This window comes from Vibrio sp. Y176, assembly GCF_033438945.1.
Genome location: NZ_JAWOQS010000001.1, coordinates 66,961 through 81,917 on the forward strand (window position 1 = coordinate 66,961; position 14,957 = coordinate 81,917).

At 43.8% G+C, this 14,957-nt stretch carries 16 protein-coding genes; 6 read left to right on the forward strand and 10 right to left on the reverse strand.

Annotation, left to right across the window (positions count from 1 at the left end):
• Positions 1-34: 34 nt before the first annotated feature.
• Entirely contained in the window at positions 35-1,591 is a 1,557-nt protein-coding gene (locus tag R7O13_RS00305; RefSeq protein ID WP_213866844.1) for a DUF3612 domain-containing protein, read from the reverse strand.
• 174 nt (positions 1,592-1,765) lie between these two features.
• Here R7O13_RS00305 and R7O13_RS00310 point away from each other — a divergent pair, with 174 nt between their 5' ends.
• Complete coding sequence (locus R7O13_RS00310; RefSeq protein WP_005374156.1) at positions 1,766-2,344, forward strand: malate synthase; 579 nt, start codon at positions 1,766-1,768, stop codon at positions 2,342-2,344.
• A 90-nt stretch (positions 2,345-2,434) separates the two neighbouring features.
• Here R7O13_RS00310 and R7O13_RS00315 read toward each other — a convergent pair whose 3' ends face one another.
• Positions 2,435-3,448 (reverse strand): GGDEF domain-containing protein, encoded by a 1,014-nt coding sequence (locus R7O13_RS00315; RefSeq protein ID WP_005374150.1) that lies wholly within the window; start codon positions 3,446-3,448, stop codon positions 2,435-2,437.
• Between the two features lie 349 nt (positions 3,449-3,797).
• Between R7O13_RS00315 and R7O13_RS00320 the strand changes: the two genes are divergently transcribed.
• From R7O13_RS00320 to R7O13_RS00330, 3 genes are read left to right on the forward strand one after another with little or no spacing between them, the layout of a single operon-like run.
• A complete protein-coding gene (locus R7O13_RS00320) occupies positions 3,798-5,150 on the forward strand; it encodes a DASH family cryptochrome (RefSeq protein ID WP_318302672.1) in 1,353 nt (450 codons plus the stop codon).
• On the forward strand, positions 5,150-6,694 hold the full coding sequence (locus R7O13_RS00325) for a cryptochrome/photolyase family protein (protein WP_318302674.1): 1,545 nt from the start codon (positions 5,150-5,152) through the stop codon (positions 6,692-6,694). The genes R7O13_RS00320 and R7O13_RS00325 overlap by 1 nt, the downstream gene beginning before the upstream one ends.
• A complete protein-coding gene (locus R7O13_RS00330) occupies positions 6,694-7,401 on the forward strand; it encodes an SDR family oxidoreductase (RefSeq protein WP_213886219.1) in 708 nt (235 codons plus the stop codon). The genes R7O13_RS00325 and R7O13_RS00330 overlap by 1 nt, the downstream gene beginning before the upstream one ends.
• 61 nt (positions 7,402-7,462) lie before the next feature.
• Here the strand turns inward: R7O13_RS00330 and R7O13_RS00335 are convergent, their stop codons facing one another.
• Both R7O13_RS00335 and msrB read right to left on the reverse strand, forming a co-directional pair.
• The gene (locus tag R7O13_RS00335) at positions 7,463-7,609 is read right to left on the reverse strand and encodes a DUF2256 domain-containing protein (protein ID WP_005374142.1); all 147 of its coding nucleotides are present in this window, start codon (positions 7,607-7,609) and stop codon (positions 7,463-7,465) included.
• Between the two features lie 33 nt (positions 7,610-7,642).
• Entirely contained in the window at positions 7,643-8,785 is a 1,143-nt protein-coding gene (msrB, locus tag R7O13_RS00340; RefSeq protein WP_005374134.1) for a peptide-methionine (R)-S-oxide reductase MsrB, read from the reverse strand.
• A 202-nt stretch (positions 8,786-8,987) separates the two neighbouring features.
• Here msrB and R7O13_RS00345 point away from each other — a divergent pair, with 202 nt between their 5' ends.
• On the forward strand, positions 8,988-9,386 hold the full coding sequence (locus R7O13_RS00345) for an OsmC family protein (protein ID WP_005374132.1): 399 nt from the start codon (positions 8,988-8,990) through the stop codon (positions 9,384-9,386).
• Positions 9,387-9,515: 129 nt separating this feature from the next.
• A complete protein-coding gene (locus tag R7O13_RS00350) occupies positions 9,516-10,070 on the forward strand; it encodes a sugar O-acetyltransferase (protein WP_031780875.1) in 555 nt (184 codons plus the stop codon).
• An 87-nt stretch (positions 10,071-10,157) separates the two neighbouring features.
• On the opposite strand, the gene R7O13_RS00355 is transcribed toward R7O13_RS00350, so the two are convergent.
• The 6 genes from R7O13_RS00355 to R7O13_RS00380 form a co-directional block, all read right to left on the reverse strand.
• Positions 10,158-10,538, reverse strand: coding sequence for a hypothetical protein (locus tag R7O13_RS00355; protein WP_005374128.1), 381 nt, complete (start codon positions 10,536-10,538; stop codon positions 10,158-10,160).
• Complete coding sequence (locus R7O13_RS00360; protein ID WP_241669997.1) at positions 10,526-11,587, reverse strand: glycine zipper family protein; 1,062 nt, start codon at positions 11,585-11,587, stop codon at positions 10,526-10,528. Before R7O13_RS00360 ends, R7O13_RS00355 begins: the two co-directional genes overlap by 13 nt.
• Before the next feature lie 847 nt (positions 11,588-12,434).
• A complete protein-coding gene (locus R7O13_RS00365; RefSeq protein ID WP_021035913.1) occupies positions 12,435-12,617 on the reverse strand; it encodes a hypothetical protein in 183 nt (60 codons plus the stop codon).
• A 164-nt stretch (positions 12,618-12,781) separates the two neighbouring features.
• Positions 12,782-13,468 carry a helix-turn-helix transcriptional regulator gene (locus R7O13_RS00370; RefSeq protein ID WP_005374113.1) on the reverse strand — a complete coding sequence of 229 codons (687 nt, stop codon included), beginning with the start codon at positions 13,466-13,468 and terminating at the stop codon, positions 12,782-12,784.
• Positions 13,469-13,515: 47 nt separating this feature from the next.
• Positions 13,516-13,830 (reverse strand): hypothetical protein, encoded by a 315-nt coding sequence (locus R7O13_RS00375; RefSeq protein ID WP_054574511.1) that lies wholly within the window; start codon positions 13,828-13,830, stop codon positions 13,516-13,518.
• A gap of 115 nt (positions 13,831-13,945) precedes the next feature.
• Positions 13,946-14,869, reverse strand: coding sequence for a LysR family transcriptional regulator (locus R7O13_RS00380; RefSeq protein ID WP_053307145.1), 924 nt, complete (start codon positions 14,867-14,869; stop codon positions 13,946-13,948).
• Positions 14,870-14,957 lie beyond the last annotated feature (88 nt).

The following is a 14,957-nucleotide window of genomic DNA, read 5'->3' on the forward strand; positions in this document are numbered from 1 at the left end:
CAATCACGTTTATTGTGATTGGCGTTTTTTCTTTCTAAAGCCCGATGATATTCACGTCGCTGCCCGTCTCATCAGCTTCTCCGCACTTGCTGTAACAACTAGGTTGTCTTGGACAAACCGCCCCTCTGGAGCAGATCAACCTTGCTTGGGTTTGAATCCCGCGCTCTATCCAGTTGATGTTTAATATCTTAGCGATAGTCGTTAAGTCTTTTTTGATGTGGGGAGGAATAACACTACTTCCGCCGGAAGCGACACAAAGGGACTTAAGTTCTTCCGCTATGGAAACGGCATCGCCACCTTGTGCAGAAATGGCAGGGTTAAGATCAATACCGGCACATAGCACGCGATTATTCCCCGCAGGGTCAAATACGTTGACCGATTCGCAGCAGTAGATACGTGGCTCGTCGCCAACATTTAAAATCGAAATTTGCGCTGAACTGGTATCCAAAGGCTGGGAAAGGCGTCGGAATACCGCCCAGTGCTGGCAAGGGTCGTTCACTTTGCGCATGTTGCCCCAAGGCAATGGAATACCATTTCCGCGATACACGGCTTTTAACTTGCCAGGGCCATAGGCATCAAAATAGTGCCAATGAGGGTAAGGCGAGACCACCGTCATGCGACGCATTGCAACGGAAGGAGAAACCCCCGCCTTTTTGTGAACATCAATCTCGTAACCAGAACGGTCAAGCAACTGACGAAAGGGTACTTTGGGGCAGAGTAGGGCACCGGCGAAGAAGCTAGACTCAAAATCACGCCAAGCTTGCAGGATATCTTGCGAATTGAGTTCAGAGTTCGACACAGGGCTGTCCATTTGCTCCCAATTGTTTTGATGCCCGATAGATAAAACGTTATTCATTGCATCGCTGCTATGGAGCACTCGATGGCCGATATATACCGCCAAGTCATACTTCAATCGGGTTGGATAGTCACGCATTCGTTTATTGAGATAAATAGTCCCAGGTGGCTCCATGAAAGACGTAATCAACTGTTTGGCGCTGACGCCCAGTTCATCAATCACATCTTGTGGCGCTCGATCTACCCAGCGGATATCCAATCCCATACTCTTTGCAATGTCGATCAGATCTTCCACTGACAGATTAAGTCGCTTTAAGCCCACTTCTTCCGCTGCCCGTTCTAAGTCTGGAAAATGGTTTTGATGGTTTTCTTGGTGTGCTCGAATCAAGAGATGAGCAAACTGACGCCCCGTGATACCTGTTTGGGAGAGCATTTCTGGTATCGCGATTTGAAGAATATCATTGGAGAACAGAAAGCTCGGCTCCAACGCCATGCCACTAATCCCGCCACGATTTCCTTTGTTGGGTGTGATGGCTTCTAATTCGGGTTCATCATCTAAAAACCATGCAGGATCTTTTTGAAAAACTTCCGCGATCACTTCGAGCATATCGATACTCGGTACGCGTTTTCCGCGCTCAATCATTGAAAGGTAAGAAACCGACGGAGCGTACTCTGGATTAATTCTTACACAACGGGCAGACAAATCTTCCATCGTTAAATGGTTGTTTTTTCTTAGGTTACGAATTTTCGTACCAAGAAAATGAGACTGACGAATAAGGCTTTTTGACACAGACATTTTGTAAAATTCACATTGTAAAATTTTTGTTGTGAAATTGTAGTCAATATTTCGCTAGTCTACATAATGAGCAGGCAAGGAAATTAACCATCCACTTCACAGAATTGCCTGAAACTTAAATAAAGGATTTAAGTTTTTACTCTAGGACGAGTTTTTAAGTGCGAGGATATGACGATGAATATGCTGAACTTCGATAAAAAAGAGATGCAACAACAACAACGCCCATTTATCGCTGAAGCCGTATTTGCCGTCGAAGCGGTAAGTGCTGAGCAGCAGAGTGAGAAACAAGTAAAAGCGAAGCAACTGCTTGACCGCATGTTCCCATTGGAGAACGGGTCACACCAAGACGTATCAAGTTACGTGATTGATTACCGCCATGTTTTGGCTTATTTCAAAGACGGTACACACAGCGGCCTGAAAAGCCCAAAACACTTCGTGGCGTACACTGGTGAAAAGGAAGATCCAAAGTCTATTTTGTTCAAAGATGATTCGGGCAATCATGTAGAAGTGCTGTTCGGCTGTCATAAAGGCACTGGTTGCGTGGAATTAGTGGACATTGATGATATTCAATTGGAAACTCGCACGACGTTTCATCCTGAACTAACTGGCAATGCACCAACCGCGATGCGCCATTGGATAAGTCTAATCAAAGGCGACAAAAAAGGTAAGCCGATGGCATGCAGTGAAGATAAAGAATATACCGCAAAAAATGGTGACGACTACATTCTAAGTTACTGTTACAGCGTCGATTAAGATACTCATGATTGGATACAAAACCCCCGCACTTTACAGCGCGGGGTTTTCTTTTTCATCATAAAAGTCGTTTTCGCTTAGCCAGTTTATTTAAATTGGCATCACGCGGTTACGACCGAGTTGTTTTGCTTCATAAAGCTGTTTATCGGCTTTATTGATTAAGGCTTCAGGCGTATCACCCGGCTCAAACTCTGCTACCCCAAAAGAAGCGGTAATGCTGTGAACTTGTGTGCCTGAGCGCTTATCTCTGATACGCAGTTTTTCTATCATGCGGCGTAGTGTGTCTGCATATTGGCGAGCAATTCGCAGAGATTTGTTAGGTACAATTAACGCGAATTCTTCACCACCAAAACGGTACGCACATATCCCATCTCGACAACTTTGTTGTAGCCGGCGGGCAATGGCTTTTAATACTGTATCGCCAAAAAGGTGCCCGTAATTGTCGTTAAATGATTTGAAATGATCGATATCAAGCATGATCAAGGTCATTGCCTGATTTGATGCAATAAGTGAAGAGAGATCTTTGTCAAATGCTCGGCGGTTGTATAGGTTTGACAAACCATCGAACAACGCATCTTGCTGTACTTCAGCCAGTTGGTTTTTGAGGCGAGAAATTTCTTCACTCGCGTTAGTCAATTGGCTATTCAAAAACTTTGTTGAGTGACGAATTTCGTGTGACTCTGCGACCAGTTGACGAATCACTACCATCACTTCTTCAATGCTTAGGCTATTGTCCTCAACTTTTTCCAGTTTATTAAAGCTTTTGTCTACCATCTCAGAAAAGGAGGAAGTATCTGAAATCGTATCGCTCATTGAACTGGATACTTCATGTAGCAGAACTTCTACATTGGTTCTAAGATCTTCAAGGCTGGTTTCTGCTTTGCTGGCCACATAGTTGTTGTAAAGCTGTTTATTGGTTGCTGGCGGGCAAATACCGTAGTTTTCTAACACCGTGTCTAACTCAAAGTTGAGTTCTGGAATGGTCTTGTCAACGTAGGTATACCAAAGCGCGTAGTTGGCTGGCGTGGCAGCAACATGGTTTTTGATCATCAGTGGGACCGCTTTTTTTAAATTAGCGGTTGATTTCTTAAACTCGTCGGTCATTTCTGCGATGGTACTAGCAAAATGGGATTGGGCTTAGATTAACGGATATTAACTAATGTCGCTTTAATTTTTATCACTTTTGCATGGTTTATATAGAAAATGAGTGATTAAGATCGTGATCAATACCGTTGGATTCGAATTTTATAAAATATCAGTATGAAACATGTACAGGCATTTGGTGGTATTGCGTGTTTTGAGATATATAGCAAATGGATTCCGTGTAAACGTTAGTAACCTAATGATCGTCAAACTCTCGTTTTCGTATAAAAGCAAGTAAATCAAAAGGCTTAACGTCAGGGTCTCCGTGAAAAGAACTCGTAGACGAAGAATTAATATCTGAGGGTGCGAATTGAAAAAGAAAATAGGACTTTATTGGTTCACGAACGACTTGCGATTGCACGACAACCCACTGTTGAAAAGCGCCAGTGTAGAAATGGACGAGTTAATTTGCTTGTATTGCTACCCTTCAATGACGCCTTACTTGCATCACTTTGCGCAGGAAGCCTCTTTCGGGCGCGCGAAATTGCAGTTTCTCGATTCATCGCTTAGTGAACTCAATCAATCTTTGAATCACCTTGGTCAGCGATTGTGGGCAGTTGAACTGACGCCCGATCAAGCAATCAAGTATGCTGTTAATCGCTTCGGCGTCACACATATATATGCTGACGCCTTTCCCGGTTCGGATGAGCAACAAGCGTTAGATCGCGCAGTTGAAGGCGCATCCCATGTAAAAATAAAACAGCACGCAATCCGGACCCTGTTAAGGGAAGAGCAACTGCCATTTGACTTGAGCAAACTGCCTACGACTTTCACGCAGTTTAGAAAGCAAGTTGAAGGTTTAGACATCTCTCGGCCCCACGAGAGTATACGTTCGTTACCTCCAATTCCTTTAGGTGTGAATCTTCCTTCCGTTACTGCATATTACTTTGACACAAAAGCTGCGTTTCATGGTGGAGAAAGCCGCGGGCTTGAACATTGTCGCCAGTATTTTGCTTCCACACTAGCCAGTGAATACAAACAAACACGCAATGGTTTAGATGGCATGGATTACTCCACCAAGTTCTCTCCTTGGCTAGCTCATGGGTGCGTTTCTCCGAAAACTATTTATGCCATGTTGAAACGTTATGAAGCGGAGAATGGTGCAAATGATTCAACCTACTGGATTTACTTCGAACTGCTTTGGCGTGAATACTTTTATTGGTATGCCCGTCGACACAAGCGACAGCTCTTCCGATTCGGTGGCATCCAAAATCAAGCACCACTCACCAGCTTTTACGCGCACCGTTTCCAACAATGGAAGAAAGGTGAAACGCCATTTCCTATCGTCAATGCGTGTATGCACCAACTTAATGAAACTGGTTATATGTCGAATCGTGGCAGACAGTTAGTCGCCAGTTGTTTGGTGCATGAACTTGGCCTCGATTGGCGTTATGGCGCGGCGTACTTTGAGTCACAACTGGTTGATTACGATGTGGCATCAAACTGGGGAAATTGGCAATACCTAGCGGGCGTTGGTGCTGATCCGCGTGGTTCACGACAATTCAACCTCGAAAAGAAAACCGAAATGTACGATCCGCACATGGAGTTCATCGATAGGTGGCAAGGTCGTTGTCCTGGCGCGCATTTGGATAGTGTAGACATGGTCGATTGGCCGATTGTGATGGGCAGCAGTGACAAAGCTTCGTCATCGGAGAAACCGTAATGCAATTTGAAACCGTACGATTGATCTTGGGCGATCAACTTAACAGTGAGCACTCTTGGTTTCAGCAACCGGATGAGCAAGTGCTTTACCTGATTGCGGAGCTCAAGCAAGAGAATACTTACGTCACGCATCATATTCAGAAAGTGTGTGCGTTCTTTTCCGCAATGGAACAGTTTGCGAAAGAGCGTCAGAGTGAAGGTCACCAAGTTCTGCACCTCACGTTGGATGACACACAATCCTTCGACGATCTTGAGCAAGTCTTGCAACACTACGCGAGTGAAGTTGGTGCAAGTAAGTTTGAATATCAACGCCCGGATGAATACCGTCTTCTGGAGCAGTTAGCCAAACTAAAGCTTGATGGGGTCGTGACGCGTTGTGTCGACTCGGAACATTTTTTGTTGCCGTTTGAGGAAATAGAATCGCAGTTTCCTCAAGGTAAACACATCATGATGGAGCACTTTTACCGCCGTATGCGCAAGCGCTTCGACATCTTGATGCAAGACGGAAAGCCCGTCGGCGGAAAATGGAATTACGATGCCAATAATCGTAACAAGCTCAAAGCCAAAGACATTGAACAACTGCCACAACCTTTGATGTTCAGTACTGACATCCACGGCATTATTGAGCGGCTGGCACGACATGACATCAAAACCATCGGAAATCTCGAAGGGGACTTGTTGTGGCCGATTAATCGCGCGCAAAGCCTCTCTTTACTCGCGCATTTCTGCCAAGTCTGTCTGCCGTTATTCGGACGTTTTCAAGATGCCATGACAGGCCAGCACGACGCTAAGTGGAGCTTGTATCACAGCCGAATTTCATTCTCGCTTAACAGCAAATTACTGCACCCGAGAGAAGTCATTGATGCTTCACTCAAGGCATTTCATTCCAACGCGGACATCGACATTTCTCAAGTTGAAGGGTTTATTCGCCAAATCTTAGGATGGCGAGAGTACATTCGAGGGGTCTATTGGGCGAACATGCCTCATTACCCGAAAAACAACGAATTGGGCGCAGAAAGAAAGCTGCCAGATTTCTTCTGGAATGGTGAAACTAAAATGGCCTGTATGCGCAATGCGATTGAGCAGTCCCTCGATTATGCCTACGCACACCACATCCAACGTTTGATGGTCACTGGTAACTTTTGCTTGCTAACCGAGATCGACCCAGACCAAGTGGATGAGTGGTATCTCGGTATCTATGTTGATGCGATTGAATGGGTCGAAATGCCGAACACACGTGGCATGGCATTGTTTGCGGATGGCGGCATTGTTGGCACCAAACCTTACGCGGCGAGTGGTTCTTACATCAACAAAATGAGCGACTACTGTAAGGGTTGCCATTACGACAATAAGGCGAGGAGTGGGGAAGGTTCGTGTCCGTTTAACAGCCTTTATTGGCGCTTTATGAACAAGCACGACAAGCGCCTCGCAGCCAATCCACGAATCGGGATGATTTTCCGCTCTTGGGACAACATGGAAGAACAGCAACGCCAAGCGATACTCGATACCGCAGAGCGCTACATAGAAAACGTGGAGAACTTGTGATGGAAATACTCATCGTCGGTGGCAATGGTGGAATTGGTTTGGCGATGGTTCAAGAAGCCGCAGCTCGGTTCCCTCAAGCGCACGTGCATGCCACTTATCGTAAGCAGCAACCAGATTGGCAACATCCAAATGTCGTTTGGCACAAAGTGGATGTATCGCAAGAAGGGGAGGTACAAGTGTTCAGTGAGCAGATTGAACACGTCGATTGGTTGGTGAACAGCGTCGGTATGTTGCACACCCAAGAAAAAGGCCCTGAGAAGAATCTTAGCTCGCTCGACGCAGACTTTTTTCAGCAAACCATCACGGTTAATACTTTGCCAAGTTTGCTGTTGGCGAAATACTTCACGCCCAAACTAAAACGCAGTACTGCACCTAAGTTTGCGACCATTTCGGCCAAAGTTGGCAGCATTAGCGATAATCAGTTAGGTGGTTGGTACAGCTATCGAGCATCGAAAGCCGCATTAAACATGTTCCTTAAAACCATGTCGATCGAATGGCAAAGAATGGTCAAACATGGCACGGTGCTGTCACTTCACCCTGGCACCACAGATACCGCTTTGTCGGCACCTTTTCAAACCAATGTGCCAGAGGGAAAGTTGTTCACGCCAGAGCGAGTCGCTAAGGATTTATTAGGCTTGATAGAAAAAGCAACCCCGCAAGATAGCGGGGCGTTTTGGGCTTATGATGGGACGTTATTACCTTGGTAAGAGAACGCGTACAAACGTTAATACAAATGAAATAACATACTCCAGAGAGGGTCGGAGTGACCTACGTTTTCGTTGATTTATTTCTTCGGCAACGCTCAGAACAATAAACGATTTCCTCCCAATTTCGCGCCCACTTCTTTCTCCAAGAAAATGGGCGCTGACAGACCGGACAGACTTTCATGGGAAGGTTGGATTTAAAACCTTTCATCGCGCTGAATGTTCACTCCTAATTTGGTTAAAACTACTTATCAAATAGGTACAGGTAATCGCCGTAGCCTAAACTCGCCATCTTGTTCACAGGTACAAATTTCATCGCAGCAGAGTTCATGCAATAGCGTAATCCCGTCGGCTTCGGACCATCTTTAAACACATGACCTAGGTGTGAATCACCAAACTTACTGCGGATCTCCGTTCTAGGGTAGAGTAGTTTATAATCGGTTTTCTCCACGATGTAACCCGGGTTAATTGGTCGAGTAAAGCTTGGCCAACCTGTGCCAGATTTGTATTTATCAGTAGAAGAAAATAGCGGTTCACCGGTCACAATATCAACATAAATTCCCGCTTCTTTGTTGTCCCAGTATTCATTATCAAACGGACGCTCCGTGCCTTCTTCTTGCGTCACGTAATACTGTAGCTCTGTTAAGTTTGATTTGATTTCAGACTGAGCAGGCTTACTGTACGCTTTCACTTTCGAAAGCAGCTTTTTTTCTTCAATCAACTGTCGAAGTGTTTTAGGACTTTCTTTTCGATCTTCACCAAACACTTCGTCGAGGTATTTATCGCGACCTGATGCGTAGCGGTAGTATTTGTACTTTAGGCTACTCTTCTTGTAGTAATCCTGATGGTACGACTCCGCAGGGTAAAACTTTTCAAACTCGATCAGCTCTGTTTTCAACGGCTTTGGATAGATCATCGCCTTGTCGATTTCCATCATAAACTGCTTAGCAATCTGTTTTTGCTCCGCATTATGGTAGAAGATCGCTGGACGGTATTGAGGACCACGGTCAACAAATGACCCTTTATCGTCGGTAGGGTCGATATGACGGAAGAAGTAGTCCAGTACTTGTTCGTAGTTCACGACAGCAGGATCGTACTTCACCTCAATCACTTCAATATGACCAGATTTACCAGAAGAGACTTGGCGGTAAGTCGGGTTTTCAATATGGCCACCTGAATAACCTGATACAACATCGATTACGCCGGGCAGTTGCTCTAAATCCGATTCTGTACACCAGAAACAACCGCCAGCTAGCGTTGCGATTCTTGTATTCTCTGAAGCCTTCAGTTTATCCATCGTATCGGCGGTACCTGTTTTACTCAATAGTAGAAACAAGACTGGAAGTGCGAAGGAGAAACCGGCCAATAACTTAGACATATTCTTCATAGCTACCTCATCGTTATTTTTGTAGAAAGTGTTACTTGAATAAAAAGTGTTACGTATAGAGAAAGGTAACCGAGCGAAAAAATTACAGTAATGTTGAAAATTCCGTTGCCCTTTTATGCGATAGAGCTAAAGTATCGACAAGAAACACACCGCTAGTAAGGGCAACGATGCCTTGAATAAGCGATGCTAAATGAGGTAAATCATGCAAGCTGAAGTTAAATGGATAGAAGATTTTAAATTCCTTGGGCAATCTCAGTCGGGCCACTCCGTAGTGATGGATGGCAATGGTGGTGCAACCGCACCAAGCCCAATGGAAATGGTACTAATGGCTGCTGGTGGCTGTAGCTCTGTCGATGTTGTTGATGGTTTGAAAACAGCAGGCCAAAAGGTTTCGTCAGTTAATGCCAAGCTAACCACAGAGCGTCGTGAAACCGCACCGCGTATCTTTACGCAAGTGAATATCCACTTTGAAGTGTCAGGTGACGAGCTTGACCCAGAAGTCGTAGCAAAAGTGGCGGCTGACTCGCTAGAAAAATACTGCTCGGTTTGCTTAATGTTAGGCGAAGGTGTTGAGATGACCCACAGTTGGGAAATTGTGTAAGTTGACAGACTCCACAAAATATAAAAACAGGAAAGAGAAAAGTCCGGGCTTTTCTCTTTTTTTATTTCGCAGTTCACGTACCTTGTGAAGAATCTGAAAGCAGTAATTGCAGGTTGTAGGAGTCTTCCAGTGACAGAACTAGAAAAAATGATGTCTGGCCAGGTCTTTGATGGCATGGACAAAGAAATTGACGCCATTAGAAGCCATGCTCTTCAAGCACTTAGAGCACTTAATAATAACACCGACGAAAGTCAGCGCGACGAATTGCAAAAGCAGCTATTTGGCAAGGTAGGCCGTTGTATTGTCCAGTCCCCTTTTCATTGTGAATTTGGTAAGACCATCGAAATAGGTGAAGAAACCTTTATCAACATGAACGTGGTCATGCTCGATGGTGCCAAAATTACCATCGGGAACCACGTGCTCATTGGACCGAGCGTGCAATTTTATACCGCTTCTCATTCTGTTGATTACCGCAGTCGCCGACGTTGGGAAACGTTTTGTAAACCCATCACGATTGAAGATGATGTGTGGATTGGCGGTAACTCCGTCATTAACCAAGGTGTAACAGTTGGCGCTCGTTCGGTTATTGCGGCGAACTCGGTAGTCAACCATGATGTGCCGCCAGATTGTCTATACGGAGGCACGCCAGCTAAGTTGATTCGTCGTCTCAACGAAGAAGAGTAGAGGTTAGTATGCAATAACTCTGGCGATTAGAGAGTTCAGACTGAGCTCTCTTCGTCGAGTACATCGTTATATTTTAATGTTAATTCCTCACTCAATTGCTAAAAGAACGGCACCAATTGATAAAGTCAGGGCAACGACAACAGAGTTAACAATGATAATACCCAGTAATAGAATCGACAAATAACGATACCATTTTGGTACTTCTCTAGAAATATTAGGTAATTTTCGCTTTTCACCTGAGCTAGGTTGAACGATTAAACGAACAAACATCAATGTTCGGAAAAATGCGTAAGGCCACCCTGTGAATAAAGAAAGCTCAAATTCATTAAAATATGGTTTTTTAAAATAGTTCCCAACAATCTCCTTCGGCATCAGAAAGTGCATGACACCGATAAAAATGGTTTGTAAGAAAATAATAATCACACCAGTCATTAAAGTGTAAAAAAGAAATGTGATTACTTGCTGCATATAGACTCTATTCCAGTACTAGCGACTAAGTTTGGCTTGCTTTCAATTGAATTATAAAAGCTTTTTGCCACTTTACCGGATGCATAACCTACAGCCGTTGAACCGGCAGCGAGTACAATGGCAGTCCCCCAGCCAATAGGGTTTGATACTAAAAATAGACCGACTAACGCGCTGGTACCCATTCCTACAGCTGTGCTAGTTATTGACTCAACAAAAATTTCATTCTTCTCATGTTGGTCTTGTGTATTCGCAATCTGAATGCAGGAAGCCGTCAGACCAACACCGACTAAAACATGTCCGCCCACTTTAGATGCTTGAGCTATTTTATTCAGTTTTTCGGCTTGTTTAACTATATGAGCATTCGCAGGTAACCCTCCACTTCGAGCTATGCGAATAGACTGGTGAGTCGTTTTGTTGCCAAATAACAGCTTTTCCATAGGGCCAACATTTTTCTTTAGTAGGTCTAAATGTTTTTTACGTCGACCATCATATTGTCCTTTACTTATTACTCCGTTTTTATAGTTTGCGTAAAGGTCGTTGATGTTCTCAATGAGCTTAATATTTCCTTTACTCATCAAGTTCCCTGTAGCACCCATCAAGGTACCTCCTGGAATAGTAATCATATTGGCGTTGTTTTCTAACCATGCCAACGCCCAAAACATGTCAGCATGTTGCGGTGGAACTTGATTTGAGATTGATTTTGGAGGTTGATTGTAGCTGAGAAGATTGGGAGGCAAAACTTTATGGGGAGGAGAGCTGGGCATTTGAGGCTTAGACGCTGGGTAGGTCCCTAGCTTCGCGATACTTTTAGGAGGTAACGCATTGTTACTTTGAGTTTTAAGTTGAGAGCTTGATTTGGGTAGAGCTGATAACCAAATGATATCGCCAGCTCTAATGCGGTTAGGATCTGAAATATGCTTGTTTAATGTCATTATATGAGTCAGTACCATCTGATAGTCCTTGCTACCATATGGAGCACCATACATGTTTAATATAATTGATGATAAGTTATCATGAGTTTTTATTTTATACTCAAATAATCCCGACACAGAGCACCTCTAGCTAATAATTTATTTGTATAGATATTAACAAGAAACTATATTTAAAAATTTTATTTTTTTTGCATTCTAGACTTTCATTTTAAAAAGCCATAAATTAGCTGATGTATTTATTATTTGTGTGAAATTATTAATTTTATTTACATTTAAAGTGTGACATTAGACTTAATTGGATAGGTAAAGGTCATACATGATTTGCTAATGATAAAAAACCTGCGATAAAAAATACAAGTGCTAACATTGTAGAGTTTATGATAATTACCCATATTAAAATGAAGGATAATAGACGGTACCACCTAGGCACCTCTTGGGATACATCGGGTAACTTTCGTTTTTTACCTGAGTTAGGTTGAACGATTAAACGAACAAACATCAATGTTCGGAAAAATGCGTAAGGCCAACCTGTAAATAGAGCTAGTTCGAAAGTGTTAAAATAAGGTTCTTTAAAGTAGCTATTGACAATGTCTTTTGGCATTAAAAGGTGCATGATACCTATAAAGAATGTTTGAAAAAAAATAACTAATACACCAGAGAACATTAGGTATCCAATAATGTTCCAGATCAATTGCATATTGCACCTATCCTTATAATAAACCGATGCTTTTTCAAAGGTTTTATCCTAATTTTTATCATGAAGAAATAAAGAGACTAACAGATAACGTATATCTTAGCTATGAATGTAAGGCCGTTTTGAAGGAGTGTCGAGAACGAAAATAAGAACTATTTTATTGGTTTTTATGTAAATATAGTTGGTCGTGTATAAAATTGATAACGTGTAATGGCGAGATGTAAGCCTTGCACAACTAACAAAGGTTGGTTAAACAAGGCTAATAATCGGTTATGGATGAATAACGATTTGTTGCTCCTCTGTCATCACAAGTGTCGCTTTGCTTTGTTCGATAAGTTGGGCAGCATAAGAAGGGGTAACTGCCTGCATATCACCTTTAGATCGAAGAGTTAAAGACTCCCACGCTTGATCTCGATATTTCCCTGCTTGGGTGTATTGAATCAGTACTTTCATAGCTTCACGCTCTGGTGTGGTTGACGTGCTACTTAAGTTAACGATCTTAGGTTGGTTGCGCATCTGTTAAAAATGAAACATTAGTTTAACTAAATGTGCCTTTCCAAATATCTCGCATTGAGCAGAGCAATTTAGAATCCTTGTGATGGAAGGATGAAGAACACTCAATCTTTCGATTCATACTGCGCAATATAATGTTTGAGAGATTTGGTTTCCGCACTCTGAAACTCTTCATCGTGCATACGCAGTGCTTGGATACGGTCGAGGCGGAACTGGCGGTAGTCATCGCGCAATTCGCACCAGGCGACCAGCGTCCAGACTTTGCCCCAAAAGAACTGGCCTAACGGTTGGATTTTTCTTTCGGTCACCTGTCCGCTTTCATCTTGGTAATCCAAACTGACCTTAAACTGATGATCAATCGCGTGGCGCAGAAGCTGCCCTCGTTTGGCAGTCTCGGATTGGGTGTGATAATCGGGCACAATCAGCGGACAATCTTCCACTTGTTGTTTGAGCTTATCGGGCAATACCGAAAGTATTTTGGTGGACGCAGAGTGAGACGCTTCGGCGAGTTCAACATCCGACCAGGCTCGAACCATCCGCATACCCAGTTCAAGCGCCATCATCTCTTTTTCTGAGAACATCAAAGGCGGCAGATGAGAGCCAGCTTGCAACAGGTAGCCAACACCTGCTTCACCTTGAATAGGAACACCAGAACTAAGCAACGACTGAATATCGCGATAAATCGTACGTTCGCTGACTTCCATTCTTTCTGCGAGCTCTTTCGCTGTCACGGCGTAACGCTTTGCGCGCAAAAGCGTCAGTAGCTCAAACAGTCGTTCTGATTTGCTCATGATGTTCCTTATCTAGACCTACTGGTTGTTAGTGGTAGTGCGGCTGATTACTTCTCTAGCTCACTGCACATTTTTAAGTTGTGATGTTTAAGCTCGAAGCTTTCGCAGTCAATCATTGATAACAGAGGCTGAAATTCAGCGGCTTGCTTAAGCTGTTTTCCCGCCTGTTTTGCATCGTCCATTGAACGCCAGTAAATGATGTCTGTCCACACATCGTCCGTCGCTTCGTGACTGAGTGAGCGATACAAAAAGCCTGGCAGATTCTTCACAAACGTTTGTGACTGTCTGGCAGCGGCGATCACGTCTTGCTCTGTTGTGCCTGTGGTTAGACGAAATTGCACAGTTTCGATAACGGTTTCCATATTGTGATTCCTTATTGGTTTTGGCGGATTGCCTGTTGAGTTCCAAATAAGGTTACGCGGATGGAATGTCAGAACATGTCAGTAGTGAAATCTCACTCACTTATCATCAATATGGTTATTTTTCTGGGCTGTTGTAACGATCCCAGTAAGGTAAATCTGTGCCGAGTTTTTCGCTGATAAAATCGATAAAGGCTCTTACTTTCAACGGCATGTGCTTGCGCTCAGGGAACACCGCATAAATGGCGTGTTCTGGTAGAGAATACTCTTCCATCACCGGTTTTAGATTTCCTGCGGCAAAGTCTCTTCCTGCAATAAACGTCGGCAGTTGCGCAATGCCCGAACCTCTTAACAGCAACTGGCGAATGGCTTCGCTGTTATTGACGATAAAGTTTCCTTTTGGAAGCACCTTGTATTCGCTGCCATTGTTGATGAACATCCATTCGACGCCGCCACGGAAATAGGAGTAGCGCAGGCAGTTGTGACCGACTAAATCACTTGGTTTTTGTGGTGTTCCAAACTCCGCTAAGTAATCTGGTGAGGCACAAAGCACACTTTTACAAGGGGCGAGACGTTTTGCGATTAGATTGGAAGAGGTGAGTTCACCAATACGGATACCCAAATCAAAACCGTCTTTAACCAAATCGACCATTTTGTCTTCGAGGTTTAAATCCACTTCAATTTTCGGGTAACGAGCGAGAAACTCGCTGATCAAAGGCGCGATATGCAGCACACCGAAAGACATCGGCACGGTAATTTTGAGCCGACCTTGTGGAGATCCTTGCAGCTCCGATACCGCGTCCACGCCTTGCTGGGCCAGATTGAGCGCTTGAGAAGCGTACTCAAAATAGCGTTCTCCTGCTTCGGTCAGGCTCAGCTTACGCGTAGTTCGATTAAGGAGACGAATGCCCAAATCGTCTTCTAGTTGGTTGATGCGTTTGCTGATCGCCGATTTCGTCAGATTCAGCTGTTTGGCCGCAAGGGAAAAGCTGCCGCATTCGACAACAGCAACAAAAACGGGCAGGGAGGCAATCGCGTTCACATCAATCTCCTATTATCGTGAAGCATTTATTGTTGAGCACAAGGATACAATTAATTTCCAATTATAGAGATTATCTTCAAGAAGAAAA

Bases quoted from the DNA above. Each gene is read 5' to 3' on its own strand.
- R7O13_RS00325 (WP_318302674.1), top strand. From the start codon at position 5,150: ATGCAATTTGAAACCGTACGATTGATCTTGGGCGATCAACTTAACAGT.
- R7O13_RS00370 (WP_005374113.1), bottom strand. From the start codon at position 13,468: ATGAGCAAATCAGAACGACTGTTTGAGCTACTGACGCTTTTGCGCGCA.
- R7O13_RS00335 (WP_005374142.1), bottom strand. From the start codon at position 7,609: ATGAAAGGTTTTAAATCCAACCTTCCCATGAAAGTCTGTCCGGTCTGT.
- R7O13_RS00375 (WP_054574511.1), bottom strand. From the start codon at position 13,830: ATGGAAACCGTTATCGAAACTGTGCAATTTCGTCTAACCACAGGCACA.
- R7O13_RS00315 (WP_005374150.1), bottom strand. From the start codon at position 3,448: ATGACCGACGAGTTTAAGAAATCAACCGCTAATTTAAAAAAAGCGGTC.
- R7O13_RS00305 (WP_213866844.1), bottom strand. From the start codon at position 1,591: ATGTCTGTGTCAAAAAGCCTTATTCGTCAGTCTCATTTTCTTGGTACG.
- msrB (WP_005374134.1), bottom strand. From the start codon at position 8,785: ATGAAGAATATGTCTAAGTTATTGGCCGGTTTCTCCTTCGCACTTCCA.
- R7O13_RS00345 (WP_005374132.1), top strand. From the start codon at position 8,988: ATGCAAGCTGAAGTTAAATGGATAGAAGATTTTAAATTCCTTGGGCAA.
- R7O13_RS00330 (WP_213886219.1), top strand. From the start codon at position 6,694: ATGGAAATACTCATCGTCGGTGGCAATGGTGGAATTGGTTTGGCGATG.
- R7O13_RS00310 (WP_005374156.1), top strand. From the start codon at position 1,766: ATGAATATGCTGAACTTCGATAAAAAAGAGATGCAACAACAACAACGC.
- R7O13_RS00355 (WP_005374128.1), bottom strand. From the start codon at position 10,538: ATGCAGCAAGTAATCACATTTCTTTTTTACACTTTAATGACTGGTGTG.
- R7O13_RS00365 (WP_021035913.1), bottom strand. From the start codon at position 12,617: ATGAAAGTACTGATTCAATACACCCAAGCAGGGAAATATCGAGATCAA.